The organism is Chromobacterium sp. CCUG 76385 (genome assembly GCF_059916625.1).
In genome coordinates this window covers 33,605-58,766 of sequence record NZ_JAUCGU010000022.1, presented here as the reverse complement: position 1 = coordinate 58,766, position 25,162 = coordinate 33,605, and the positions used below count along the sequence as shown (strand labels likewise).

Annotated in this window: 24 protein-coding genes; 11 read left to right on the top strand and 13 right to left on the bottom strand. The window is 64.7% G+C overall.

Annotated elements, in window-relative coordinates:
• Nucleotides 1-3: 3 nt before the first annotated feature.
• Genes fliH through fliE form a run of 4 tightly spaced genes read right to left on the bottom strand, consistent with a single transcriptional unit; the run spans nucleotide 4 to nucleotide 3,740 of the window.
• Nucleotides 4-675, bottom strand: coding sequence for a flagellar assembly protein FliH (gene fliH, locus QUG01_RS14235; RefSeq protein WP_500830714.1), 672 nt, complete (start codon nucleotides 673-675; stop codon nucleotides 4-6).
• Nucleotides 672-1,730 (bottom strand): flagellar motor switch protein FliG, encoded by a 1,059-nt coding sequence (locus QUG01_RS14230; protein WP_500830713.1) that lies wholly within the window; start codon nucleotides 1,728-1,730, stop codon nucleotides 672-674. Before QUG01_RS14230 ends, fliH begins: the two co-directional genes overlap by 4 nt.
• The gene (gene fliF / locus QUG01_RS14225; protein WP_500830712.1) at nucleotides 1,714-3,387 is read right to left on the bottom strand and encodes a flagellar basal-body MS-ring/collar protein FliF; all 1,674 of its coding nucleotides are present in this window, start codon (nucleotides 3,385-3,387) and stop codon (nucleotides 1,714-1,716) included. Before fliF ends, QUG01_RS14230 begins: the two co-directional genes overlap by 17 nt.
• A gap of 11 nt (nucleotides 3,388-3,398) precedes the next feature.
• Nucleotides 3,399-3,740: a flagellar hook-basal body complex protein FliE gene (fliE, locus tag QUG01_RS14220; protein ID WP_500830711.1), complete on the bottom strand. Its 342-nt coding sequence runs from the start codon at nucleotides 3,738-3,740 to the stop codon at nucleotides 3,399-3,401.
• A 233-nt stretch (nucleotides 3,741-3,973) separates the two neighbouring features.
• On the opposite strand from fliE, the gene QUG01_RS14215 reads away from it, so the two are divergent.
• From QUG01_RS14215 to QUG01_RS14180, 8 genes are all read left to right on the top strand, one after another.
• Entirely contained in the window at nucleotides 3,974-4,813 is an 840-nt protein-coding gene (locus tag QUG01_RS14215) for a FliM/FliN family flagellar motor switch protein (protein ID WP_500830710.1), read from the top strand.
• 17 nt (nucleotides 4,814-4,830) lie between these two features.
• Nucleotides 4,831-5,172 (top strand): flagellar motor switch protein FliN, encoded by a 342-nt coding sequence (gene fliN / locus QUG01_RS14210; RefSeq protein WP_500830709.1) that lies wholly within the window; start codon nucleotides 4,831-4,833, stop codon nucleotides 5,170-5,172.
• Nucleotides 5,172-5,918, top strand: coding sequence for a flagellar type III secretion system pore protein FliP (gene fliP / locus QUG01_RS14205; RefSeq protein WP_500830708.1), 747 nt, complete (start codon nucleotides 5,172-5,174; stop codon nucleotides 5,916-5,918). Before fliN ends, fliP begins: the two co-directional genes overlap by 1 nt.
• Before the next feature lie 184 nt (nucleotides 5,919-6,102).
• Nucleotides 6,103-6,375 (top strand): flagellar biosynthesis protein FliQ, encoded by a 273-nt coding sequence (gene fliQ, locus QUG01_RS14200; RefSeq protein WP_011136551.1) that lies wholly within the window; start codon nucleotides 6,103-6,105, stop codon nucleotides 6,373-6,375.
• Entirely contained in the window at nucleotides 6,376-7,155 is a 780-nt protein-coding gene (gene fliR / locus QUG01_RS14195) for a flagellar biosynthetic protein FliR (RefSeq protein ID WP_500830707.1), read from the top strand.
• Nucleotides 7,148-8,287 (top strand): flagellar type III secretion system protein FlhB, encoded by a 1,140-nt coding sequence (gene flhB / locus QUG01_RS14190; protein WP_500830706.1) that lies wholly within the window; start codon nucleotides 7,148-7,150, stop codon nucleotides 8,285-8,287. The genes fliR and flhB overlap by 8 nt, the downstream gene beginning before the upstream one ends.
• A complete protein-coding gene (locus tag QUG01_RS14185; RefSeq protein WP_500830705.1) occupies nucleotides 8,284-10,374 on the top strand; it encodes a flagellar biosynthesis protein FlhA in 2,091 nt (696 codons plus the stop codon). The genes flhB and QUG01_RS14185 overlap by 4 nt, the downstream gene beginning before the upstream one ends.
• A gap of 242 nt (nucleotides 10,375-10,616) precedes the next feature.
• Nucleotides 10,617-11,498 (top strand): helix-turn-helix domain-containing protein, encoded by an 882-nt coding sequence (locus QUG01_RS14180; RefSeq protein WP_103317795.1) that lies wholly within the window; start codon nucleotides 10,617-10,619, stop codon nucleotides 11,496-11,498.
• A gap of 67 nt (nucleotides 11,499-11,565) precedes the next feature.
• Here the strand turns inward: QUG01_RS14180 and QUG01_RS14175 are convergent, their stop codons facing one another.
• The 3 genes from QUG01_RS14175 to QUG01_RS14165 all read right to left on the bottom strand — a co-directional run bounded on the left by QUG01_RS14175 (nucleotide 11,566) and on the right by QUG01_RS14165 (nucleotide 14,861).
• Nucleotides 11,566-13,299, bottom strand: a complete 1,734-nt coding sequence (locus QUG01_RS14175) for a sensor histidine kinase (RefSeq protein ID WP_500830704.1) — start codon at nucleotides 13,297-13,299, stop codon at nucleotides 11,566-11,568.
• A complete protein-coding gene (locus QUG01_RS14170; RefSeq protein ID WP_500830703.1) occupies nucleotides 13,296-13,790 on the bottom strand; it encodes a putative pterin-binding protein in 495 nt (164 codons plus the stop codon). Before QUG01_RS14170 ends, QUG01_RS14175 begins: the two co-directional genes overlap by 4 nt.
• A 195-nt stretch (nucleotides 13,791-13,985) precedes the next feature.
• A complete protein-coding gene (locus QUG01_RS14165; protein WP_500830702.1) occupies nucleotides 13,986-14,861 on the bottom strand; it encodes a flagellin N-terminal helical domain-containing protein in 876 nt (291 codons plus the stop codon).
• A gap of 204 nt (nucleotides 14,862-15,065) precedes the next feature.
• Here QUG01_RS14165 and QUG01_RS14160 point away from each other — a divergent pair, with 204 nt between their 5' ends.
• The 3 genes from QUG01_RS14160 (at nucleotide 15,066) to QUG01_RS14150 (ending at nucleotide 19,109) form a co-directional block, all read left to right on the top strand.
• On the top strand, nucleotides 15,066-16,331 hold the full coding sequence (locus QUG01_RS14160; RefSeq protein WP_500830701.1) for a S10 family serine carboxypeptidase-like protein: 1,266 nt from the start codon (nucleotides 15,066-15,068) through the stop codon (nucleotides 16,329-16,331).
• A gap of 124 nt (nucleotides 16,332-16,455) precedes the next feature.
• Nucleotides 16,456-17,850 (top strand): CoA transferase, encoded by a 1,395-nt coding sequence (locus QUG01_RS14155; protein ID WP_500830700.1) that lies wholly within the window; start codon nucleotides 16,456-16,458, stop codon nucleotides 17,848-17,850.
• 65 nt (nucleotides 17,851-17,915) lie between these two features.
• Entirely contained in the window at nucleotides 17,916-19,109 is a 1,194-nt protein-coding gene (locus QUG01_RS14150; RefSeq protein WP_500830699.1) for an MFS transporter, read from the top strand.
• Here the strand turns inward: QUG01_RS14150 and QUG01_RS14145 are convergent.
• From QUG01_RS14145 to rbsK, 6 genes are all read right to left on the bottom strand, one after another.
• A complete protein-coding gene (locus tag QUG01_RS14145) occupies nucleotides 19,106-20,116 on the bottom strand; it encodes a substrate-binding domain-containing protein (RefSeq protein WP_500830698.1) in 1,011 nt (336 codons plus the stop codon). The two genes, QUG01_RS14150 and QUG01_RS14145, sit on opposite strands and share 4 nt — an antisense overlap.
• An 84-nt stretch (nucleotides 20,117-20,200) precedes the next feature.
• Nucleotides 20,201-21,136 carry a ribose ABC transporter substrate-binding protein RbsB gene (gene rbsB, locus QUG01_RS14140; protein ID WP_500830697.1) on the bottom strand — a complete coding sequence of 312 codons (936 nt, stop codon included), beginning with the start codon at nucleotides 21,134-21,136 and terminating at the stop codon, nucleotides 20,201-20,203.
• Nucleotides 21,137-21,185: 49 nt separating this feature from the next.
• Nucleotides 21,186-22,124: an ABC transporter permease gene (locus QUG01_RS14135; RefSeq protein ID WP_500830696.1), complete on the bottom strand. Its 939-nt coding sequence runs from the start codon at nucleotides 22,122-22,124 to the stop codon at nucleotides 21,186-21,188.
• A complete protein-coding gene (locus QUG01_RS14130) occupies nucleotides 22,121-23,629 on the bottom strand; it encodes a sugar ABC transporter ATP-binding protein (protein ID WP_500830695.1) in 1,509 nt (502 codons plus the stop codon). Before QUG01_RS14130 ends, QUG01_RS14135 begins: the two co-directional genes overlap by 4 nt.
• Nucleotides 23,630-23,640: 11 nt before the next feature.
• Nucleotides 23,641-24,039 (bottom strand): D-ribose pyranase, encoded by a 399-nt coding sequence (gene rbsD, locus QUG01_RS14125; protein ID WP_500830694.1) that lies wholly within the window; start codon nucleotides 24,037-24,039, stop codon nucleotides 23,641-23,643.
• Entirely contained in the window at nucleotides 24,036-24,926 is an 891-nt protein-coding gene (rbsK, locus tag QUG01_RS14120; RefSeq protein ID WP_500830693.1) for a ribokinase, read from the bottom strand. The genes rbsD and rbsK overlap by 4 nt, the downstream gene beginning before the upstream one ends.
• Nucleotides 24,927-25,162: the final 236 nt, after the last annotated feature.

Genomic DNA, 25,162 nt, shown 5'->3' with positions numbered 1-25,162 from the left:
CGCTTAGCCCTCTTCCGCCATGAGCTGCTCGCGCAGACTGGCCACGCAATGCTCCAGCCGCTGCTGGCAGCCGGCGTCCGCCTCGAATTCGGCGCCGCGCACGCGGCATTCGCCCGGCGCCAGCGCCGGATCGGCAGACAATTGCCAGCGCGCGGCCCGCTCCGGCGCCAGTTCGCGGATGCGCTGGCACTCCTCCGGATTGAGCAGCACTTCCACTTCGCCCTGCGCATGCGCGCCTTGCGGCAAGGCCGCCAGCGTCTCTTCCACCAGGTCCAGAATCTGCACCGGTTTCAGCGCTAGTTCGCAACGAATCACCTGGCGCGCCACCTTGGCCACCAGATCGACGACTTCGTCGCGTTGCGCTGCTTGGTAATCGCGGCATAGCTTGCGCAATTGTTCGATGGCTGCCTCCAGCGGCGCCGCCAGTTGATTCAAGCCGGCCAGGGTTTCGGCGCGCACGGCGGCGACGCCTTCGGCGCGGCCCTGCTCCAGGCCGGCCTGGTAGCCTGCATCGCGGCCGGCCGCCTCGCCGCTGTCGTAGCCCTCGCGGTAGCCGGCGTCCATGCCCTGGCGGAAGCCGTCGGCGGCGGACGCCTGCACCTCGGCCGAGGCGGCCGGCGCCAGCGGCGCGCCCTCGATCAGCGGCGGAAAGCGGAACGGTCTCCAGGCCTTCACTCGACCACTTCCTCGGGGAACAGCTGCAGGTCGATCTCGCCTGCATCGGCCAGCTGCCGCACCTGGGCCATGATTTCGCGGCGCGCTTCCTCGACGCGGCTCTTGGGCACCGGGCCGGAGCGGCGCATCGTCGCTTCGAAGTTCTGCGCCTGGCGGCGCGGCATGGTCTGGATGATGGCGTCGCGCACGGCAGGCTCGGCGCCTTTCAGCGCGATGGCCCACTGTTCCAGCGTAATATCCTCGCAGATGCGCATCAGCACCTCTTCGGTCTGGCGCGACAGGATGAAGAAGTCGTACATCCGCACCTCGATCTCGTCGACGATGTCCGGATCATGCGCGCGCAGCAGTTCCATCATCCGGCTGCGGTCGCCCGGCAGGCGGTTGATGATGTCGGCGGTCTGCTGCATGCCCTCCACCGCCGTGCTCTGGGTATGCAGGCTTTCCAGGCAGCGATCCACCAGCTCTTCCAGCTCGTGCAGCAGTTCGCGGTCCACATCCTTCAGCCTGGCCACATTGACCAGCACGCTGTCGCGGCTGGCGGCCGGCAAGGCATCCACCACCTGGCCGGCCAAGGCCGGCGGCAGGAAAGCCAGGAACACCGCCTGCATCCGCACGTGCTCGACGGCGATGCGGTCGGCCAGCCATTGCGGCGATACCCATTGCAGCCGCGCCATCTTGGGTCGGATCGCGTCGCCATAGATGGTGTCCAGCACGCTGCCGGCGATGTCGCCGCCCAGGGCCAGCTCCAGCGAGCGCTTGAGGAAGCTGCGGCTGGCGCCGTGCACGCCGCTCTGCTCGCGGTATTCATCGAAGAAGCGCTGCATGGTGGTTTTCACCGCGTCCACCTTGATGCCGCTCATGCCGGACATGGCTTGCGTCACTTGCAGCAGTTCCTCCCGGCTGAGGCAGCGCAGCACGGCCGCGGCCGGCTCTTCTCCCATGCACAGCAGCAGCACGGCGGCTTGTTCGATGGCGCTCATCTGGCCATGGCCGGCAGGCGGTTGCGGGGGAACGTGAGCCGGAAACTCCGGCGCCGGATTATTGTTTGCGTCCATTGTTCTGCACCCATTGCTTGACCACTTCCGCGACGCGCTCCGGCTCCTTGGCCGCCAGCCCCTTCAGGTGCTCCACCATCACGTCCACCGGCGAACCGGCCGGCGGCAGATCGTAATTTTCCAAGAGCGGCACCACCGCGCTGTCGCCCGGCGCGGCGGCCAGCGCGGCTTGCCGCTGGACCGCGGCTTCGCGCAGCGGGCGGTTGTCCAACAGCGGGTCTTCCGGCGTCACGTCCAGTTCGTCCGGCGTATAGTCGCGGAGTTTGTGTTCGGCCAGTTGGCGGGCGATCTTCAGCAACGGCCGCGCCAGCAGCAAATAGGCCAGCAGCAGCGCTACGGCGTAGGCCGTCCAGCGCGCGCCTTCGTACCAGGTTTCCGGCTGCTGCCAGATCGGCTCCTCCTGCGGCGCGGCGGCGAAGTGAAGCGTGGACACCGCCAGCACATCGCCGCGCTCGGCGTTGATGCCCAAGCCATTGCGCAGCAGCTTGTCGATATTGGCCAGGTCGGCCGGCTGCCAGCCGTTGCGGCCCGGCGCGGCGGCCTGGTTCAGCACCACGGCCACGCTGAGGCGGCGCAGCGTGCCGCGCGCTTTCTTGATATTGGTGATGTTGCGGTCGTAGGCGTACTGGCGGGTGACGGCATTCTTGCTGTTGCCGGCTTTCTCGCCGGCCGCGCCGGACGAATCGGTATTGACCGGACGGTTGCTCAGGGAGCCCGGCACGCCCAGCGCGGCGCGCTCGGTGCTGATCTCCTCGCGCGAGGCCTCATTGGTGACCTTGGGCGCCTCGCCGTATTTCTCGCGGGTTTCCTCGACGCGGTCGTTGTCCACGTCGGCCGTCACGCTGACCTTGAAATTGTCGGCGCCCAAGGCAGGCGTCAACAGGTCGCGCGCGTTCTGCAAGGCCTCCTGGCGGAAGCGCTTGGCCGCCTCGCTGTCGGTCGCCGCCAGATTGCCGTCGGCAAGATCGATGCGCCCGGACAGCAGCGCGCCGGCCTGATCCACCAGCGTCACCTGAGACGGCTCCAGCGTGGACACGCTGCCCGCCACCAGCTTGACCACCGCCGCGATCTGCTCATTCGACAACTGCTGGCCCGGCTTCAGCGTCACCACCACCGAGGCGGAGCCTTTCTCGCTGCCGGCAGTGACGAAGGAAGTGCTGCGCGGCAGCGACAAATGCACGCGGGCGGCGCGCACCGGTTCCAGCGCCATGATGCTCTGCGCCAGCTCGCCTTCCAGGCCGCGGCGGAAGCGCACGTCCTGCACAAACTGGCTGACGCCCAAGGGGTCATTCTTGTCCAGCAGCTCCAAACCGGCCGGCAACTGCGCCGCCACTCCCTTGGCCGCCAGCTGCATGCGCGCACGGGCAAGATCCGCATCCGGCACCAGCACTTGGCCGGTTTGCGGATGGATGCGGTACGGAATCTTGTCGGCGTCCAGCGCCGCCATCATGTCGGCGCTGTTGACTTTCTCCTGGGCGCCGAACACCGGCTTGTAGCTGGCATCGTCGCGCCACAGCCACAAGGTGGCCGCTACGCTGACGCCTATGGCCAAGAGCACGATGGGCAGCAGCGTGCGCCAGGCGTTGTCCGGCAGCAAACGGCGGCCGGCCATTCTTTGTTGTACCGCGGCGAAGCCGCTGCGCAGTTGTTTGACCACTTGCCCGCCCCTTACAGCTGCATCTTGATCAGCTCGTCCACCGCGCCGACCACTTTGTTACGCACCTGCATCAGCATGGAGAAGGACAGGCTGGCTTCCTGGCTCATCAGCATGGCGCCGACCAGATCGTCGCTCTGGCCGCTATCCACCTCGGTCATCTTTTCCGACGCCAGACGGTTCTGCTGATCGACGTCGCGCACCGCCGCCACCATCGCCTGGCCGAAGCTGTGCGCGGCCGGCGTCTCGTCCAGCGAGGGCTTAGGCGCCGCTACGGCGCCTTGGCCAAGCGCGTGCATCTCGCCCAGCAGCTGGTTGCGGTCGGCATGAATCATCAAACCGAGATTGGCGGCCATATCCCATCCTTAGAGTTCAAATCGTTTGAAGCCCGCGCCGTTTATTGACTGCGCTAACAAGTCTTGATGCAGGCTGCCGGATTTTAAACTCAATGATTTATTTAAATGCCGGTATTTTTCACAACGGTTAGCGTGAATTTTCCCCCTTTACCACAAGCGGCCAACCAGTAAGATGCACACTCCCAGTAATAGCCGGGGGTTGTCCGCAGCCTCCCCACGAACGACACACCGTCATGCCCAAAGCCAAAATCGTTGCGCCGGAGGACGGCGCCCGCCTGCAGGCCTTGGATCTGCGCACCCTGGGCCGGCCGACCCACCTGCTGCCCTTGTTCGCCCGCGCGCTGCGGCAAGATCTGGGCGATTTCTTCGAGCGCGAGCTGAACCGGCGCTATCACGCCGGCTTCCGCCTGTCTGCGCTCAACCAGCATTTGCCCGCCGCCGACGAGCTGCGCTGGCAATGGCATGCGCTGGACGACTGGCAGCTGGGCAGCCACTTCGACCGCGGCCTGCTGCTGGGCATACTCGATTACCGCTTCGGCGCCGACGGCGCCGCGGCGGAAGGCGAGCTGCCGGCGGAGACGGAAACCGAGCGCAGGCTGGCGAGAACCTTGGCCGAACGGCTGCTGCCGCGGCTGGCCGGCGTCATCCACCGCCTGGCTGGCCGCGACGCTCCAGCCATCGCCGTCCGCCCGCAAGGCTTCGCGCCGCAGCCGGCCTGGCAACTGGAACTGGACGTCGCAGACGGCGACCGGCCGCTGGGCGCGCTGCGGCTGCGCCTGGACCATGCCGCCTTCGACGCGCTGCTGCAAAGCCTGTCCGGCCAGCGGCCGCGCCTGCCCGGCCCGGCCGAACACGCCCGCTTCGACGAGACGCTGCAGCTGCGGCTGAACGCGCGCCTGCTGCAGCAAGAGCTGCCGCTGGGCGCCATCCTCGATTTGAAACCCGGCAGCGTGCTGCCGGTATCGCTGCCGCCGCGCGCCGAGGTCTGCGTGCGCGAGACGCCGCTGTTTTCGGCCCAGGTGGCGGAGCGCCAGGGCAAGCTGTGCCTGAGCGGCTTCGCCGATATCGAATGAGCACCGAAGGAAACCCGATGGATCACAACCAAGATTTCGACCTGGACGGCATTCTGGACGGACTGGACATGCCGGCGCCGACAGCCGAGCCGGCCGCGCCCGCCCGCGACATGACGCCGTTTCTGCGCAAGATTCCGGTCAAGCTCACGCTGGAAGTCGGCGGCGCCGACATCTCGCTGGCCGACCTGTGCCGCATTGGCCCCGGTTCGGTGGTGGAACTGGACAAGGTGGCCGGCGAGCCGCTGGACATCAAGGTCAACGGCACGACCATAGGCCGCGCCGAAGTCGTGGTGTCCGGCGACAACTACGGCCTGCGCGTGGTGGAACTGAACGACCTGCAGCTGGACAGCCTGGCCTGATGAAGCGCGTCCTTACCCTGCTGGCGCTGCTCGCCGCCAGCCTGCTCTGCGCCGCGCCCGCCTGGGCCGAGCCGCTGAAGCTGCTGTCCGGCAGCGCCGGCGGCATGCCGGTCGATTTCACGATCAAGACCCAGATCCTGATCCTGATGACGGCGCTGGGCCTGTTGCCCATCCTGGCGCTGATGATGACCAGCTTCACCCGCTTCGTCATCGTGCTGTCCCTGCTGCGCCAGGCCTTGGGCCTGCAGCAAGGCCTGCCCAATCGCCTGATCACCGGCATGGCGCTGATCCTGACCCTGCTGGTGATGCGGCCGGTGGGCCTGCAGGTGTGGAACGAGGCCATGGTGCCGTTCGATCAGGACAAGATCACCATGCAGCAGGCGCTGGAGATCGCCGCCAAGCCGGTCAGCCGCTTCATGCTGGCGCAAACCAGCAAGACCGCGCTGGCCCAGGTGGCCAAGCTGTCCGGCGAGGGCGACATCGCCCATCCGGAAGACCACGCCTTTACCGTCAAGCTGGCGGCCTTCGTGCTGTCGGAGCTGAAAACGGCGTTCCAGATCGGCTGCATGCTGTTCATCCCCTTCCTGGTGATAGACCTGGTGGTGTCCAGCGTGCTGATGGCGATGGGCATGATGATGCTGTCGCCGCTGGTGATTTCGCTGCCGCTGAAACTGCTCTTGTTCGTGCTGGTGGATGGCTGGTCGCTGACCGTCAACACCCTGGTCACGTCCATCCAGGCTTATTGAAGAAAATGGCCACGGAAACACAAGGAACGACACGGAAACACTGCATGTCCTTTTTATACCCGACTCCGGCTTTCGATTATCTGCACGCGTTTTTTCTCACGCCATGCGCGGCAAACCTTAGCCGGCCCGTCCGTGCCTTTTCGTGCGTTTTCATGGCTAGTTCTGCCATTTCGCAAGGACAGTTATGCTGACGCCCGATATCGCGGTCGACATCGTCAACGACAGCCTGCGCGTGGTGGTGACGCTGGTGGTGCTCTTGGTGCTGCCCAGCCTGATCGTCGGCGTGGTGGTCAGCCTGATCCAGGCCGCCACCCAGATCAACGAACAGACGCTGTCCTTCCTGCCTCGATTGCTGATCGTATTGCTGACCATCGCGCTGGCTGGCCACTGGATCACCGGCTATCTGATGGACTTCTGCGTCGCCATGTTCCAGCGCGCCGCGAGCCAGGTGGGCTAGATGCAGGGCCTGTACGCCCAGCTGCTGGATATCATCCCCGCCGTCTGGTGGCCGTTTTGCCGGCTGCTGGCGGCGTTCAGCATCGCGCCCTTCGTCGGCGACGCCATGGTGCCGATGCCGGCGCGCATCGGCCTGGCACTGGCGCTGGCCGTCGCCTGCCTGCCTATCATCCCGGCTCACTCGCCGATTGATCCGTTCTCCATGCACGGCGTGGCCGCCAGCGTCGAACAGGTCATCATCGGCCTGCTGTTCGGCCTGGCCTTCCAATTGACCATGTCCATTCTGTCGCTGTTGGGTTTCCTGCTGTCGTCGCAGATGGGGCTGTCGATGGCGGTGATGAACGATCCCGGCAACGGCAACAGCTCCGACGTGGTCTCCAGCCTGCTCTACCTGCTGGCCGCCCTGCTGTTCTTCGCCATGGACGGTCATCTGGTCCTGGTGCAGGTGGTGTACGCCAGCTTCCGCGCCTGGCCGCTGGGCAGCGGCATTCCGCAGGCGTCGCTGCCGGTGCTGGCGGCCAGCGTGGGCTGGGTGATGTCGGCCGCGGTGGTGCTGGCGTTGCCGGTGGTGTTCGCCACCTTTGTGGTGCAGGCCGGTTTCGGCATGATCAACCGCGTGGCGCCGGCGCTGAACCTGTTTTCCTTGGGCTTCCCGGTAGTGACGCTGTTCGGCCTCGGCACGCTGACCCTGCTGATGCAGGTGCTGCCACCGCAATACTTGAGCCTGAGCGGGCAGACGCTGCGCCTGCTGGACCAATTGTTGGGGATGGGCCATGGCTGAGGCGCGCCAGGGCGACAAGACCGAAAAGGCCACGCCGCAGCGGCTGCGCAAAGCGCGCGAACAAGGCCAGGTGCCGCGCTCCAAAGACCTGGCCGCCGCGCTGGGCCTGATCCTGGCCTTGAAGCTGGTTTTCTGGCTGGCGCCGGACTGGCTGGACGATTTTCGCCGGCTGTTCGCGCTGGCCTTCGCCTCATTGGCCGGCCAGGGCGCGCTGGAGAACAGCTGGTCCAAGCTGTTTGCCGGCACCCTGCTGCTGATCCTGAAAATGCTGGCGCCGCTGGCCGTCATCCCACTGACCATGCTCTTGCTCAGCCTGTTTCCCGGCGGCTGGGTCTTTGTGCTGTCGCAGCTCAGCCCCAAGTTCGAGCGCATGAACCCGCTGGCGCACCTCTCCCGGCTGGCCTCGCCCAAGCACGCCAGCGAGATCGGCAAATCCATCGCCAAGGCGCTGATCCTGGGCTGGCTGCTGTATCGCATCGCCAGCGATTCGCTGCATGACTTTTTCGCTCTGCACAGCATGCCGCTGCTGCCCACGCTGGCCGGCGCGGCCGATCTGCTGCTGGGCTGCCTGCTCAAGCTCTCCGCCGTATTCCTGTTGTTCGCGCTGGCCGACTTGCCGCTGCAGGTTTTCCTGTTCTTGAAACAACAAAGAATGAGCAAGCAGGAAATCAAGGAAGAGTACAAAAACACCGAAGGCCGGCCGGAAGTGCGCCAGCGCATCCGCCAGCTGCAGCGCCAACTGGCGCAGCGCGGCGTGCGCAAGGCGCTGCCGGGCGCCGATGTCATCATCGTCAACCCCAGCCACTACGCGGTGGCGCTGAAGTACGACGAAGATCGGGCCGAAGCGCCGTTCATCGTCGCCAAGGGCGTGGACGAGATGGCGCTGTACATCCGCCAGCTGGCCGACGAGCTGAAACTGACGGTGTTGCCGCTGCCGCCCCTGGCGCGCGCCGTCTACCACACCACCCAGGTCAACCAGCAGATTCCCGCGCCGCTGTACCGCGCGGTGGCGCAGGTGCTGACCTATGTTCTGCAACTGAAAGCGTTCCAGGCGGGCAACCGCCGCAACCTCCCCACCCTGCCGGACCTGTCGGTCCCCCGCGAACTGTCCGACCCCGAAGCCGCATCATGAACTCGCTGACCAAACTGCTTGCCGATATCGGCCGCCACAAACTGGCCGCCCCGCTATTCCTCCTGGCCATTCTGGCCATGGTGATGCTGCCCCTGCCGCCCTTGGCGCTGGACATGCTGTTCACCTTCAACATCGTGCTGGCCATCATTGTGATCCTGGTCAGCGTGTCGGCGCGGCGGCCGCTGGATTTCTCGGTGTTCCCCACCATCATCCTGGCCACTACGCTGCTTCGGCTGTCGCTGAACGTGGCCTCCACCCGCGTGGTGCTGCTGCACGGCCACGAGGGCACGCATGCCGCCGGCCGGGTGATCGAGGCCTTCGGCAATGTGGTGATAGGCGGCAACTTCGTGGTCGGCATGGTGGTGTTCGTCATCCTGATGATCATCAACTTCATGGTAGTGACCAAGGGCGCCGAGCGAATCTCCGAGGTGTCGGCCCGCTTCACGCTGGACGCGCTGCCGGGCAAGCAAATGGCAATCGACGCCGATCTGAACGCCGGCCTGATCAATCAGGAGCAGGCGCAGCAGCGGCGCCGCGACATCGCCACCGAGGCAGACTTCTACGGCGCGATGGACGGCGCGTCCAAATTCGTGCGCGGCGACGCCATCGCCGGCATCCTGATCCTGATCATCAACCTGTTCGGCGGCGTGGCCATCGGCGCGCTGATGCACGGCCTGTCCGCCGGCGACGCCTTCCGCCAGTACGCGCTGATGACCATAGGCGACGGCCTGGTGGCGCAGATTCCGGCGCTGCTCTTGTCTTCCGCCGCCGCCATCATCGTCACCCGCATCAGCGACGACGGCGACATGCCGGCCCAGGTGGGCAAACAGATGCTGGCCTCGCCGACGGTGCTGATGAGCGCAGCCGGCATGATGCTGATCCTGGCCATCATCCCCGGCATGCCCTGGCCCACCTTCCTGGGCTTCGCCGCGCTGCTGGCCTATGTGGCCTGGCGCATGCACGCGCGCCAGCCGCCGGCCGCCGCCGCGCTGAATCAAACCGCGGTCAAATCCGCCATTCAGGGCGAGGCGGAAATCGAGCTGGAATGGAGCACGCTGCCCTATTCCGATGTTTTGGGCGTCACGCTGGGCTACCGGCTGGTGGCGCTGCTGGATGCCGGCCAGGGCGCGCCGCTGGCCAAGCGGGTCAAGGGCGTGCGGCAAAGCCTGTCCGAACAGATGGGTCTCTTGCTGCCGGCCATCAGCCTGCGCGACGACCTGCGGCTCAAACCCTCGCAATACGCCATCCAGATCTCCGGCGCCACCGTGGCGGAGGCGGAGGTCTACGCCGACCGCCTGATGGCCATTCCCTCGCCGGAGGTCTACGGCGACATCGACGGCATCCCCGGCATCGACCCGGCCTACGGCATGCCGGTGACGTGGATCGCGCTGACCGACAAGAGCAAGGCGCTGGGCCTCGGTTATCAGGTGGTGGACTGCGCCAGCGTGATGGCCACCCACCTGAACAAGGTGATGCGCGAAAACCTGCCCGAGCTGTTCCGCCATGACGACGTGGCGGCGCTGACCGAGCGGCTGTCGGCGCTCGCCCCCAAGCTGGCAACCGCGCTGGGCCAGGCGCTGACGCCGGTGCAGCAACTGCGCGCCTACCGCCAGCTGCTGCAAGACGGCATCTCGCTGAAAGACATCGTGCCTGTCGCCACGGCCCTGCTGGAAGCCAGCGACACCACCAAGGATGCCATCATGCTGGCCGCCGAGGTGCGCTGCGCGCTGAGGCGCCAGATCGTGCAGGCCATCGCCGGCCCGCGCGACGAGATCCGCGCCTTCAATCTGTCGGCCGAGCTGGAAAACCTGCTGCTCTCCGCGCTGTCGCAAGCGCAGCAAACCGGCAAGCCGCAGCTGGACAGCTTCCCGGTGGACCCGAACGTGCTGCAGCAGCTGCAAGCCAATATGCCGGTGATCCGCGACCAGATGAAACAGATGGGCCAGCCTCCGGTGCTGCTGGTGATGCCGCAGATCCGGCCGCTGCTGGCGCGCTACGGCCGGCTGTTCGCGCCCGGCCTGAACGTGCTGTCGTACAACGAGGTGCCGGAAAACCGCCAGGTCAGCCTGACGGGTACGCTGGGCTGACCTTGTTGCATTTCATGCGCAAGGGCGGCATTTCGCGTGTAATGCGGCGCCATGCCGCTAGAATGACTGAAACCCTTGCCAGAAAAGGATAAATGCCATTGGATTTTTTTGCATGTTGTGAAAATGCAATTGCATGGTTTGCAAAATAAGGAAATTTTATCATTTAATGCACATTACAGTGGCATGACGAGAAGATGGGTGCTAGCATGCAGAGCATGAATTTGATGTGAAGGTACTTCACCATGTCCGATGCCAAGTGCGCCAATCAGATCATCTGCGACAACATCCGCGCCCAGCTGGAACACTTCCACTGGCCGGAAGCCCAGCAAGCCGGTCTGATCGAACAAATTCTGGGATTGAGCACCTCCCAGGCCTACCGCAAGCTGAACGGCAGCAGCCCATGGCAGCTGGCCCAGGTGGAAAAGCTTGCCCAATATCTGAACATCCCCACCTCCACCCTGCTGGTGAACCGCGCGCAGCCGGATGCCCCGGCCACGCCCGCCGCCAATGAGCAGGAACTGATTCCGGCCATTCTGCATCTGAACAACCAGAGCGGCGAAGCGCATTGCTGGATCCAGCTGGGCGAAGAACTGGCGGACGACTCCTGCGCCCCGCTGCTGCTGGCCAAACGGCTGCACGACTGTTGGCATGTCTTCCCCGGCACGCAGTTCGACGGAGAGGGCGGCCATGAAGTCACTTACCTGACCATCCGTCCGCCCAAGCGCGCCAACAGCAAGCGCCTGCTGGTCGCGGTGCTGGACGACAAGGACGCCGACCTGTTGTCCGCCATCCTGGTGCAGCAAGGTCTGTTCGCGCTGCCTTACTACCAGTCGCAAGCGCTGCTGCAGGCGCTGCCGCAGGAAGATTTCGACGCTTTCGTGCTGGACTGGGTGCTGGACGAGCCCGGTAGCTGCATGCAAGTGATCGAAACCATCCGCCGCCATTCGCCGAATGTGCCCATCATCGTGCTGACCGGCTACGCGCTGGAGCACGAGAATGAGCTGTCCCAGGCGCTGCAGACGCACGGCGTCTATTACATCGGCAAGCCGGCCCCCGGCTCCATCCTGGCGCTGCAGATCAAGAACATGGTCACCAACGCGCTGGAACCGGCCGGATTGAACTGAACCGCATCCGCGCAAAAACAAACAGGCTCCGCAAGGAGCCTGTTTGCATGCCATAAGATGACGCGGATTACGCCGGCAACACCGCCAGCGCCGCGCGCAGCTGCTGGCCATCGAAAGGCTTGCCCAGCCGGGCGGAAAACCAGCTGGCGCGGGAATCGGCAAATTCGGTCGGATCGGCGCTCATGGCCAGCATCAACGGTCTTTGCGGCTGCTTGCGCGCCAGCTCCGCCAACAGATAGCCACTGTCGCCGCCCAGTTGCATGTCCAACAGCAAGATGTCGAAACGCTGCTGCGACAGGCAATCCGCCGCCTGCGTCAAAGTGGCGGCGCTGCGCACCTGGAAACCATCCTGAGCCAGCCATTCCGCCACCGACGAACGAATCTGGGCGTCGTCGTCCACCAGCAGCAGGCTGCGCCCGCCTCGGCCCGCCAACACCTCGCGCAGCGGCAGCCGCACCGTGAAGACCGATCCCTTACCCACTTCGCTGTCCATCTCGATATGGCCGCCGAACAATCGCACCAGCTCCTTGACGATGGAAAGGCCCAGGCCGCTGCTGCCGGGACGGCGATTGCGCCCCTGGCTGAACGGCTGGAAGATGCGCTGCCGGTCTTCCTCGGCGATGCCGATGCCGGTATCGCTGACTTCCAGCCACAACTCCAGCTGCTCCTCGCTGCGCAGGCCGCGCGCGCGGATCTTGACTTCGCCCTGGTCGGTATAGCGGATGGCGTTGGACACCAGATTGCCGACGATCTGGCGCAGACGGATTTCGTCCATCATCACCATGTCCGGCAGATCCGAAGTCTCGCATAGCAGCTTCAGTCCCTTGGCGTCGGCCAGCGGCTGCATCACGTCCACCACCGTGCGCAGCACGCCGCTCAGGCTCATCCGCCCAGGATTCAGCCGCAGCTGCATGTTCTTGATCGCCGACACGTCCATGATGTCGTGCACTTGGCTGGTCAGCTGCGCCATGCCGGCCTTCATCCGCTTCAGCGCCAGTTGCGCGGCCGGTTCCGGCAAAATGGCCGGCTCCACCAGCTCCATGCACATCTGCATCGACTGCAAAGGGGAGCGAATCTCATGCCCCAGCGCGCCCAGAAAGGTGGTGCGATCCAACTCCAGCGCCACTGTCGCCTGATGGGCGTCGCGCTCCTGATCCAGCAACGACTGACGAGCTTCGGCCAGGGTCTTCACCTCCTGGAAACGCATCAGCATCAACAAGATGCCGCAGATGCCGCCGCACAACACCAGCTGCAGGGCCAGCATCTGCGAGCGCTGACTGGACAGCGCGCGAGTGCGCGCCATCCGCGCCGCCACCTCGGCTTCGCGGCTCTGTACAGCGAAATTCGCCAGCACCGGGCGCAGCGCATCGATGCGCGACACCATCTTGCGCGCCGCCTGCGGCGTCATGTATTGCCAGTCACGGGCTTTCAACATCGGGCTGAGCGCGGCTTTCAGCTCATCGAAGCCGGACACGGCCTTGAGCTGGCGATGCACCAGCACGGTGTCAGGCGCCTCGAACACCTGATAGCGACTGAGCAACAATTGATATTGCTGTTTCATCGCCGGCAGGTTCTGCGGCGCGGCTGCATAGCCGATCAGTTCGGCGCGGGTCTTTTCCAGCTCGATATGCAACTGCGCGACATTCCAGTACAGCTGCTCGCTCTTGCCGCCATCAATCAAAGCCTGGCTGGCGCGGTCGATGCGGTAAAAGTTCCACACCGCGGCGAACAGCAGTACCAGCAGCGGCAACATCAGCCACCACGGCATGCGCAGCGTTTTTTTGAGCTTGGCCAGCGTCACATCACCTCCAGCGCTTCGACCTGCCATACCAGTTTGGCGTCAAGCGGCGGTCCTTTTTCGGCATCGGGCATCTCGGGCAAGGGGTACATCAGCCACAATGGTCCGTAATGGGCGACATCGAACGGCTTGTTGTCTATGCGGCGCGCCAGCACTACATTGCGGCTATTCAATTCGGGAACGGCAATATCGTAGCGATAATAGTTGATCGCCAACACTCTGACCGCACTGCCCCTGGCCTCCACCTTGGCCAGGATATCTTTCACCAGCGGACCGCTGAAGGTCACCACCGGCGTCCAGCTGGTAGCGGTGCGAAAACTCAGCTGCCGCAGCTTCGCCAAATCGCTGTCGCGGAATTGATAAACCCCCCGCTTGGCATCGGTGAAGCGTCCGATCTTGCCCGACACCGTCAGCACCACCGGATCGGCATCAGCCAGAGCGCAAGCGCTCAGACACAGGCCTAACCATACCCACCAGGCCTTTCGCATAGCCATCCTCATCGTCCAACACACAAAAGCGCAATTATATTCGCCACAACAGTGGAACAACCAGCTTTGCGCGGCAATTGCATACGGTCAGTCACATTATCCCCCACCCTCATGCCGCATGGCGTTGCCAATACATAATAAAAAAGCCAGCGGCATAGCCACTGGCTTTTCCCGCGGCAAAATACGCCGCCATCCTGATGATTACTGCAGCAGGGACATGGCCAGGCTGTTCATGCTGCCGCTTTGCTTCAGCATGGAGGTGCTGGCCTGCATCAGCATCTGCTTGGCGGTCATGCTGGAGCTTTCGACTGCGTAGTCGGTATCCATGATGCGGCCCTTGGCGGCCAGGGTGTTGTTGTTCACGTTATTCAGGTTGTTGACGACGTGGTCCAGGCGGTTGGCGGCGGCGCCCATCACCGATCGGGAGGTGCCGACATTGGCGATCGCAGTGTTCAACTTGTCGATGGTGTCGGCAATGCCGACCTCGGTACCTGCAGCCGGCGCGCCGCCACCCGCAGCAGCGCCGTAAGTGGAGGCTGCAGCAGCTAGCGCGGTGTCCAGTGCTGTCAGCGATGTCTTGGTATCGATTACCATCTGCTCGTCCTTGGACGCGCCAATCTGGAAGGTCACTTTGTCGCCGTTACCCAATGTGCCGGTGGTCTTGTCCAATAGCTTCTGACCACCAAACGTGGTGTTACCCATGATGTTCTTCAATTCCTTGCCCAGTGCGTCATACTCGGCCTGCATGGCGGTTTTGTCATCGGTGGTAGTGGTGGCGTTGGTGCCTTCGGTGGCCAAGTCCTTCATGCGCTGCAGGATGTTAGTCACTTCGCCCAGCGCGCCTTCGGCGGTCTGCAGCATGGAGATGCCGTTCTGGGCGTTCTTCATGGCGACGGTCATGCCGCGGCTTTGCGCGTCCAGACGGGTGGCGATCTGCAGGCCGGCGGCGTCGTCCATGGCCGAGTTGATGCGCAGGCCGGTGCCCAGACGCGTCATCGATGTCGACAGCGCGCCTTGGGTGCTGTTCATATTGGACTTGGTGTTCAGTGCTGCGATATTGGTGTACAGGCTCAGCATGGAAAAGCTCCGTCTTGGTTGGGTCGTGAATCGGCATCGCTGCCCTACCCGAACAAGGCGGCCAAGCGTCGATACAACTTAAACCGCAACAGAATGTGAAAAATCACGGCATTTTTCGCAAGCTCTATTCCATCAAGCCATAGCAAGTCTATAAAGAAGATGCGCAATCCAGTCCAATGTCATTCAACGGATGGGGCATCAGCGATGAATACTCAGGCAAACCCGTTTCTCGACCAAAGCGCCGTGATAAGCCAATTCCCCGGCTTCGGCCCCGCCCGCGCCCACCAGCTGTCCGGCTATCTTTCCATAGGCGATGATGCCGGCGGCTGGCTGTACTTCTGGTTCAGCGAAGCCGCCAGCAATCCAGAACAGGCGCCGCTGCTGGTCTGGATCAATCAAGCAACGGAACAGAATGCCCTGGCATGCCTGTTCGATGGACACGGCCCGTATCTGCTGGACGAATCCGGCTGCGTGCACGCCAATCCGTTCAGCTGGCACCTCCACGCCAACTATCTGATCATCGATCAGCCGCTAGGCCATGGATTGTCCTTCCTGAGCCATCCGCGCTACCAGCCGGCAAACTACGAGGAAAGCAGTCAGCAAACCTATCACGCGCTGCAGGAGTTCCTGTTGCGCTGGCCCCGCTACCGGCAGCTTGACTGCTATCTGTTCGGCGTTGGCCAGGCTTGCCACACGCAAGCGCATCTGGCCCATCGCATCCTCGATGGCAACCATGGCGGCCAGCCCGAGATCCGCTTGCGAGGGCTGGGTTTGGGCAATGCGCTGATCGCGCCCGAGATCCAGTTGCAGAGCCACATCGAATTTGCCAGCCAGCACCGGCTGATCCATACCGAAGAAAAGAGCCATGCCGAAGCCTTGCTACAGGATTTTCGCCAGGCCCAGGCCTCGCCGTCGCCGCTGCAGCGCCAGCGCGCAAATCAGTTGGCGAGGGAGTTGGAGCTTTATATCGAGCAATGCAGCGGCCGAGATTCGAAAGACATCCGCCTCCCTCCCAATCCTGCTTTCCCGCAGCTTGACGATTACCTGGCCAAACCTGCGGTACAGCAAGCTCTGCATATCGACCCGCGCGCGCTCAAGCCGCCCTCGCCATTCGCCATGCAACAGGCGGCATGGCAGGAATCCTCTTCCCACCTGTTTCCAAGACTGATGGAAAAGCTGAAGCTGCTGTTCTTTCATGGTGAGTACAGCTTGCAGGGGAACCACCACGGCATGGAGGCGTGGCTCAATACTCTCTACTGGAGCGATGCAGCAGTATTCCGCCAGCAAAAGCGCGAAACCTGGCAGCCTTACGGCCTGCCCGCAGGCCAGTTTCGCCGCCTCAATCAGCTATCCCATCTGATCATCCATGATGCCGGTCTGCATGTCGCGCGCACCCAGCCGGCCTGTTCCCTGGCCATGCTGCAGCAACACTTGGCGGCGACAGAGGCCAGCGAATCCCAAGCACGGTAAGCCCTCCTCTTTAGCATGACGGCGACAGCGAAGTTTCCCCATGCCAACCAGCTACAGTAACGGCTATAAATTGACCTTTTCTGGCCGCTGCATTTAAATGTCATTTTCAATCAAGAGAAGCGCCATGAACCGCATTGCAGGGCAGGCCATTCGACAACTATGGCGGCACAGCCTGCTGGATCCCGCCTGGCTCGGCCAATTGCGCCTCCAAGGCCAGGGCCCCGTGCTGCCCTCTTCCTTTGCGCTGGATGCCGCTGCCCAGGCCTGCCTCGCCGCAAGCGGTCTGGCCGCGGCGGCGTTCTGGCACGCAAGAGGCGGGGAACGGCAAACGGTCAGCGTCAATCTGCATCATGCCGTCGCGGAATTTCGCAGCGAGCATTATCTGCGGGTCGATGGCGTTCAACCGAGCGACCCATGGGACAAAATCGCCGGCATCTATCGCTGCGGCGACGGCCGCTGGCTGCGCATCCACACCAACTTCCCGCATCACTGCCAGGGCGTGCTGCAGCTGTTGCAATGCGAGTACGACAAGGCCGCGGTAACGGCGGCGCTGCAAAAATGGACAGCCTTTGATTTTGAAGATGCCGCCGCCGCCCGCGGCCTGGTGGCCACCGCGCTGCGCAGCTTCGCGGAATGGGATACCCACCCTCAGGGCCGGGCGGTGGCGGCGCAAGCTGTTTTTTCGCTGACCCGCCTGGACCATGCCCAAGCGCAGGCGCTGACGGATGCGGACCGCCCCCTTGGCGGCGTGCGAGTGCTGGACCTGACGCGCATCATCGCCGGCCCGGTGGGCGGGCGCGTGCTGGCGGCGCATGGCGCGGACGTGTTGCACATCACTTCGCCCAGACTGCCGACCATTCCCACGCTGGACATGGACATGGGACGCGGCAAACGCAATGCGCAGCTGGATCTGACGCGCGAGTCGGATCGCGACATACTGCGCCGACTGCTGGCCGACGCGCATGTCTTCATCCAAGGCTATCGTCCAGGCGGGCTGGCCGGACTTGGCTTCTCGCCAAACGACGCGGCCCGGATGCGGCCCGGCATCGTCTATGTCTCGCTCAGCGCCTACGGCAATCAAGGCCCATGGGCCGGGCGACGCGGTTTCGATTCGCTGACGCAAACCGCCAGCGGCTTCAACCTGGCCGAAGCCGAGGCCGCCGGCTCCGAGACGCCGCGCGCCTTTCCGGCGCAGGCGCTGGACCATATCGCCGGCTATCTGGCGGCGCTGGGCGCGATGGCCGCGCTGCACCACCAGCGGCAGCAAGGCGGCAGTTGGCATGTGGAAGTGTCGCTGGCGCAGGCCGCGCACTGGTTGCGCGGCCTCGGCAGGGTCGAAGGCGCGATCGACCTACGCGTGCCCACGCTGGAAGACGTCCGCCCCTGGCTGGAGGAAACCGACTCGGGCTTTGGCCGATTGCTCGCCGTGCGCCATGCGGCCGAACTATCGCTGACGCCTGCGCGCTGGCCGCTGCCGGCGATGCCCCTGGGCAGCCATGCCGCCAGCTGGACTGTCTGAAAGGACAGGTTTCATCGCCAAAGCGCTCGCTGACACTGGCGGTTTTGATCTCGGTCGAGAGCGCTATGCGAACCAACAAATACCTGATTGAAACGCTGCTGTTCTCCAGCTACGTTCTGTTTGGCATGAGCTGGGCCGGCGGCAGCGCCTTCATTCCGCAAATCATGCGCGAACTGGGCGTGCACGACCTGGCGGCCGGCTCCCACATCAGCAACGCCGTGGCCGCCGCCAAACTGCTGGGCACCTTTATCGCCGCCGGCATCCTGTCGCGCCTGCTGGCCAAAAAAGCCGTCACGCTGGCGATGGCGCTGATGGCGCTGGGCGCGCTGACGCCCTTCGTCCACAGCTATCCCTGGCTGCTCTTGGTGCGTTTTTTGATGGGCCTGGGCGGTGCGCTGGTCATCGTCTATTTCTCGCCCATCGTCATGCAATGGTTCGCGCCAAGCGAACGCCCATTCGTCAATGGCTTGAATTCGGTGGCCTTCAACATCGGCACCGCCGCCATCCTGTTCGGGCTGCCGGTCATGCTGGGCTGGTTTCATGACTGGCAGACCACGCTGCTCGCCGTTTCGCTGGGCAGCGTGCTGTGCCTGGCGCTGTGGCTGGTTTTCGGCGCGGACGGCGCGGCGGAGGCGAAGCAGGCCGATTCAGGGCCGCGCCACACGCTGGGACAGGGCCTGAAGGAGCGCTTCAACTGGCTGCTGGCCTTCACCTACAGCGGCACGCTGTCCTTCTACGTGATCCTGTTCAGCTTCTACCAGAACGCCGGCATCCAGCAGGCGAAATACGTGGTGCTCGCCGGACTGGCCGGCACGGTGGCCGGCATCTGGCTGGCCAGGCGCATGACGCGCCGGCTGCCGCTGCTGCGGCTGTCCGGGCTGCTGCAACTGCTGGCGGTGATCGGCCTGCATGCCCAGGTTTGGGGATGGAGCGACGACGCGGGGCTGGTCACCGCCGCGGCGCTGGTGGCCGGCTTCTTCATCTTCCTGCCCATCACCAGCCTGGTGACGCTGGCGCAGGAACAGCCGGGCATGACGCCGGACAAGGCGGCGGTCACCTTCAGCCTGTTCTGGTTTCTCAGCTATCTGCTGGCCACGGTGGCGCCCTATGTGTTCGGCAAACTGGTGGACCTGCGCGGCGGCGATTACGGGCTGGCGACGGCGTTCGCCGCGCTGCTGTCGTCCACCTTCCTCATCGGCTCGCTGCTGATGCGCGATGCGCGCGAACCCGCCGCGCGCCAGGCAACGCAGGGCATTTAGACCCGGCGCAAGTTGAGGCTGGCCGGCACGCGCAGATCGCGCTCGGCCAGCGTTTCGCCCTGCAACAGCGCCAGCACCTGGCCCAGGCTGGCCTCGGCCAGCGCGCGGCTGTCCTGGCATATGGCATCCACCGGCAGCGGCAGACAGTCCAGCAAGGTATGATCGTCAAACGTCAGCAGGTATTGCGGCGCCTCGCGCAGCTTGTGACGCTCCCTTAGGAAGGAGAGCACGCCTTCCAGCAGGGTGATGGAGGCGGTGAACAGCGCGCGCGGATAGCGGCCTCGCCGCGCATGCCAGTCCGCCAGCATGCGGTAGCCGGACTCGCGCTGAAAATCGCGCTCCGCCACCCAGTCCTCCTCCTCTGCCAGTCCCGCCGCCGCCAGAGCACGGCGGAAGCCGGCCAGACGTTCCCGGCTGGCCGACAACTGCGGCTGGCCGCCGAAATACACCAGCTCGTCCACGCCGGTTTCCAGCACCGGGGCCAGCAAGCGCTGGACGCTGTCTTCGGCGTCAGTCACGGCTGACGGAATGCCGCTGCCTGGGATATGCCGGTCGGCAAAAACAAACGGCAGCCGTTCGGTCCAGGGCTGGTAGCGTGCGGCGTCGCCGCTGCACGGCACCACGATCATCCCATCCACCTGGCGCGCCGCCAGTTGCCCGATGCCTGCGCTCTCGCGCTCCGGATCCTCGTCGCTCGTCACCATCAGCAGTTGGTAATCCCGCGCGCGGCAGCCGTTTTCCAGCGCCTGGGCCAACTCGGCGTGCGTGGAGTTGGTCAGATCGGGAATCACCAGTCCTATGCTATTGCTGCTGCGGCTGCGCAGGCTGCGCGCCTGCTGCGAAGGCTTGAAATGATGCGCGCTCGCCACCTGGCGCACTCGCTCCACCGTGGCCGGCGAGATGCGGTAACGCTCGGCATGGCCGTTCAGCACCATGCTGGCGGTGGTGCGCGACACGCCGGCCAGGGCGGCGATGTCGTCTATGGTGAGACGCTTGAAACTGCTCATGGATCAGGATGGTTGAGGTGGGCGACGCCAGGGATGATAAACGGAAGAACCAGGGCCGGCCATGCCGGCCGGCCCGTCGAACGTTTACTGCTTGATCAGGTTAAGCGGCACCGGGATGAACTTGTCCACCTTCTGGCCGTCTGCCAGCTTCTTGGCGGTCTGCACGCCGTACTGGCCGATCAGCGCCGGCTGCTGCTGCACGGTGGCGGACAGCGTGCCGGCCTTGACCGCGGCCACGGCGTCCGGCGTGGCGTCGAAGCCCACCACCACCACATTCTTCAGGCCGGCGGTCTGGATCGCCTTCACCGCGCCCAGCGCCATTTCGTCGTTGTGCGCGAACACGCCCTGGATGTCCTTGTTGCCCTGGATGATGTTTTCCATCACCGACAGGCCCTTGGCGCGGTCGAAGTCGGCCGGCTGCTTGGCCAGCAGCTTCACGCCCTCCTTCTTGTCCACCACCTGGTGGAAACCCTCGCCGCGCTCGCGGGCGGCGGAAGAGCCGGCTATGCCTTCCAGCTCGACGATGCGGCCCTTGCCGCCCAGCTTGTCCAGCAGGTACTTGCCGGCCATCATGCCGCCCGCGATATTGTCGGAGGCGATATGGGCGCTGACTTCGGCGCCGTTGACGCTGCGGTCCAGCGACACCACCTTGATGCCCTTGGACGTCGCTTCCTTCACCACATTGGCCACGGCGGAGGAATCGGTCGGGTTGATGAGGATCACATTGACCTTTTTCTGGATCAGGTCTTCCACGCTGGACTGCTGCTTGGCCGGGTCGTCCTGCGCGTCCACCGTGATCAGGTTGACGCCCTGCTTCTTGGCTTCGGCCGCGGCGCCGTCGCGCAGCTCGACGAAGAACGGGTTATTCAGAGTAGACACCGCCAGGCCGACAGTGATCTTGCCATCAGCCGCGGCGGCGCTGGCCTCGGCGGCCGGCGCGGCGCCCGGACCCTGTTTGGAGCAGGCGGCGATGCCGAATGCCAGCGCGCCGGCCAGCAGCGGGGTGAGAATACGATTCATGCTGAGACTCCCAGAAAAATGAACGGATGGCGGCTTGCGCCGCGCGGACTCACTTCTTGTTGCTTCTATCCAGCAAAACGGCCAGCAGGATGACCGCGCCCTTGATCACCTGCTGGTAGAACGAGGACACGCCCAGCAGGTTAAGGCCATTGTTGAGCACGCCGATCAGCAGCGCGCCGATCAGGGTGCCGAAAATCCAGCCGCGGCCGCCGCTGAGGCTGGTGCCGCCCAGCACCACCGCGGCGATGGCATCCAGTTCGTAACCGGTGCCGGCCGTCGGCTGCGCCGAATTCAGGCGCGAAGTCAGCACCACGCCGGCCATGGCCGACATGGCGCCCGAAGCCGTATACACCCACAGCTTGACGCGGTCCACCTTGACGCCGGACAGCCGCGCCGCTTCCTCGTTGCCGCCGGTGGCGTACAGGTGGCGGCCAAACACCGTCTTCTTCAGCAGGAACCAGAAGCCGGCAAACAGCAGCAGCATCCATACCACCGGCACCGGCACCAGGCCGGCCACATAGCCGCCGCCCAGCATGGAAAAGAACTCGCTGTCGAAGCCGGTGATCGGGCTGCCGTTGGAAAACACCAGCGCCAGGCCGCGCAGAATAGTCATCGTCGCCAAGGTGGCGATGAACGGCGCCACTTTGCCCTTGCTGATCACTAGCCCGTTGACCAAGCCCATCGCCGCGCCGGCCAGAATACCCAGCAGGGTGGACAGCATCGGATCCACGCCTGCGCGCAGCAGGGTGGCGGTCAGCACCGAGGACAGCGCCAGGATGGAGCCGACCGACAGGTCGATGCCGCCCAGCAAGATCACCAGGGTCATGCCGAAGGCGATCAGCGCGTTGATCGACACCTGCCGCATCACGTTCAGCAGGTTGTTGACGGTGAGAAAGTCCGGGCTCATCACGGACAGGCCGACGGCCACCAGCACCAGGGCGATGAAGGGGCCGAGGCGTTGCAAATTGGCTTTCTGTTGCGGGGTCATGCTTGCTTCCTGGTTTCGGAGTGAACGGCGCCGCCGGTCGCGGCGGCCATCAGGGTTTCCTGGCTGCAGCCGGCGGCGTCGAAGATGCCGGCTTGGCGGCCTTCGTGCAGCACCAGGATGCGGTTGCTCAAAGCCAGCACTTCTGGCAGCTCGGACGACACCATGACGATGGCGGCGCCGGCCGCGGCCAGCTGGTTGACGATGTGGTAGATCTCGGCCTTGCCGCCGACGTCGACGCCGCGCGTCGGCTCGTCCAGCAGCAGTACCTTGGGCGGATTCGCCAGCCATTTGGCGAATACCACTTTCTGCTGGTTGCCGCCGGACAATGACTTGACGTCCAGCTCGGCGTCGCGCGTGCGGATGCGCAACTGTTCTATCATGCCGTCCACCGCCCGCCTCTCCTCGCCGGCGTTCACCACTCCCAGCCGAGCGTACTGGTCCAGGTGCACCAGCGTCGCGTTCTCGCGCAGCGACATGCCCAGCACCAGGCCCTTGCTCTTGCGGTCTTCCGGCACAAAACCGAAGCCGGCGGCGATGGCATCCCCAGGCGCGGCCACGCGCAGCGCCTCGCCGTCCAGCTCGACGCGGCCGGCGGTGCGGCGCTTGGCGCCGAACAGCGTTTTCAGAATATCGCTGCGGCCGGAACCCATCAGGCCGGCAATGCCCAGCACCTCGCCGGCGCGCACCTCGAAGCCGATGCCGGCGATCATGTCCTCGTCGGCCAGATTCTCCACCTTCAGGCGCACCGCGCCGGGCGCGACATCGCGCCGCGGATAGCGCTCGCCGATCTCGCGCCCCACCATCATGCGCACCACTTCGTCGAAATCGGTGCGCTCGATTGCGCGCTCGCCCACAAAACAGCCATCGCGCAGCACGCTGATCTTGTCGCAGACGCGGAAGATCTCTTCCATGCGGTGCGAGACATAAACGATGGCCACGCCATCGGCTTTCAGTTGAGCCATCAGGCCGAACAGCCGATCAATCTCACGCTCGGTCAGCGCGGCCGTCGGCTCGTCCATGATCAGCACGCGGGCGTTGAGCGCCAAGGCCTTGGCGATTTCCACCATCTGCTGCTGGCCGATGGACAGGCTGCCGGCTTCGGCATCCGGATCGATGCCCTCCGCGCCCAGCGCCGCCAGCTGCGCCCTGGCCTGCCGACGCATCGCGGCAAAGTCGATGACGCCGAAGCGGGACGGCTCGCGGCCGAGAAACAGGTTCTCCATCACCGACAGTTGCGGAATCAGGTTCAGTTCCTGGTGGATGATGGCGATGCCGGCCGCTTCCGCGGCGGCGGTGCTCCTCAGTTCGGCCTTGCGGCCGTCCAGCAGTATCTCGCCCTCGTCGGCGCGGTGCACGCCGCTGAGTATCTTCATCAGCGTGGACTTGCCGGCGCCGTTCTCGCCCATCAGCGCGTGGATCTCGCCGCCGCGCAGCGTGAACTCCACGTTCTGCAGCACCTTCACCGGGCCAAAGGCCTTGCTGATGCCGCGCATGGTTACTTGCATGGTGCGGGTCCTCAGAAAATCACGCCGGAGTGCAGGATCACATTGGCGTAGGGCGTGCATTCGCCGGTGCGGATCACCGCGCGCGCGGCCTGGCAGCGCGCCTTGAATGTTTCATGGCTGACGAACTCCAGCGCCACGCCATCCTGCGCCATGGCGGCGGCCCTGGCGGCTACCGGCGGATTGCGATCTTGGCATTCGCTGGCAAACACCGCGCGCTCGCACTGGAAATCCGCCAGCACGCTGTCCAGCGTTTCCAGAAATCCGGGCCGGCCCAGTTGCAGCGACAGGTCCACGCATTCGACGCCGGGCGGGATGGGCAGGCCGCAGTCGGCGATCACCAGGCTGTCGGTATGGCCCATGGATGCCAGAATGCGCGCGATGTCGCGGTTCAGATGGCCATGCTTCTTCATGCTTTGCTCTCCAGGAAGGCTTCCAGCTCGGCCTGCGTGGGCATGCCGCCCTGGGCGCCGGGCCGGGTGACCGACAGCGCGCCGGCGGCATTGGCGCGGCGCACCGCCTCTTCCAGGCCCAGCGGCAGGAAGGTGGCGAGCGCACCATTGAAAGTGTCGCCGGCGCCGGTGCTGTCTACCGCCTGCACCTCGAAGCCAGCCTGGTGGCGCAGCTCGCCGCGCTTCAGCGCGAAGTAGGCGCCATGTTTGCCATGCGTCATCACCAGCTTGCCCGGCCGCTCCGCCAGTTGGGCACGCCAGTCGGCGTCGGGCTGGGCCAGCAGGGTAAGGAATTCATGTTCGTTGGGCGTCAGCAAGGAGACGCTTTGCAGCAGCGCTTCCGGCAGCGCCACGGCCGGCGCGGGATTCAGCAGCAGCGGCTTGCCATGGCGCTGGGCCAGCAGCGCGGCATGGCGCACCGTCTCCAGCGGGATTTCCAGCTGGGTCAGCACCACATCGGCTTCTGCAAACGCCTGCTCGGCGGCATCCAGATGCGATGGCGTCAGCTGGTGGTTGGCGCCCGGCACCACCACGATGGCGTTGTCGCCGCCGCTGACGGTGATGGCGGCGATGCCGGTCGGGCCGTCCACGGTCGCCACCCGGCGGATGTCCACCCCCTCTCCCGCCAGATGCGCCAGCAGTTCGCGGCCAAACGCGTCATTGCCCACGCAGCCCAGCAAGGCCACTTGCGCGCCCAGGCGCGCGGCGGCGACGGCCTGGTTGGCGCCCTTGCCGCCCGGGTAGGTGGCGAAGCCTTCCCCTAGCAGCGTTTCCCCGAGCTGCGGCAGGCGCCTGGCCGAGGTCACCAGATCCATATTGATACTGCCGACTACCAGTACCCGAGTCATGCGCTCTCCTTGTGTACCTTTGCTACATTGCAGCGCAAAAATCGCTGAATGCCTGCTAAAACGTGATCAGCATCGATTTATAGCAGAGTGCCACCGCATAGGGGAAGGGGGAAAACGCAAATATGTAGTCCACACACTACATATTTTCACGTGAAGAAATAACGCTGCGTAAGCACTTCGCGCGCCAGCCCTGCGTGGACGCATGCTTGGGCAAAGACAGCGGATATGCCATCATG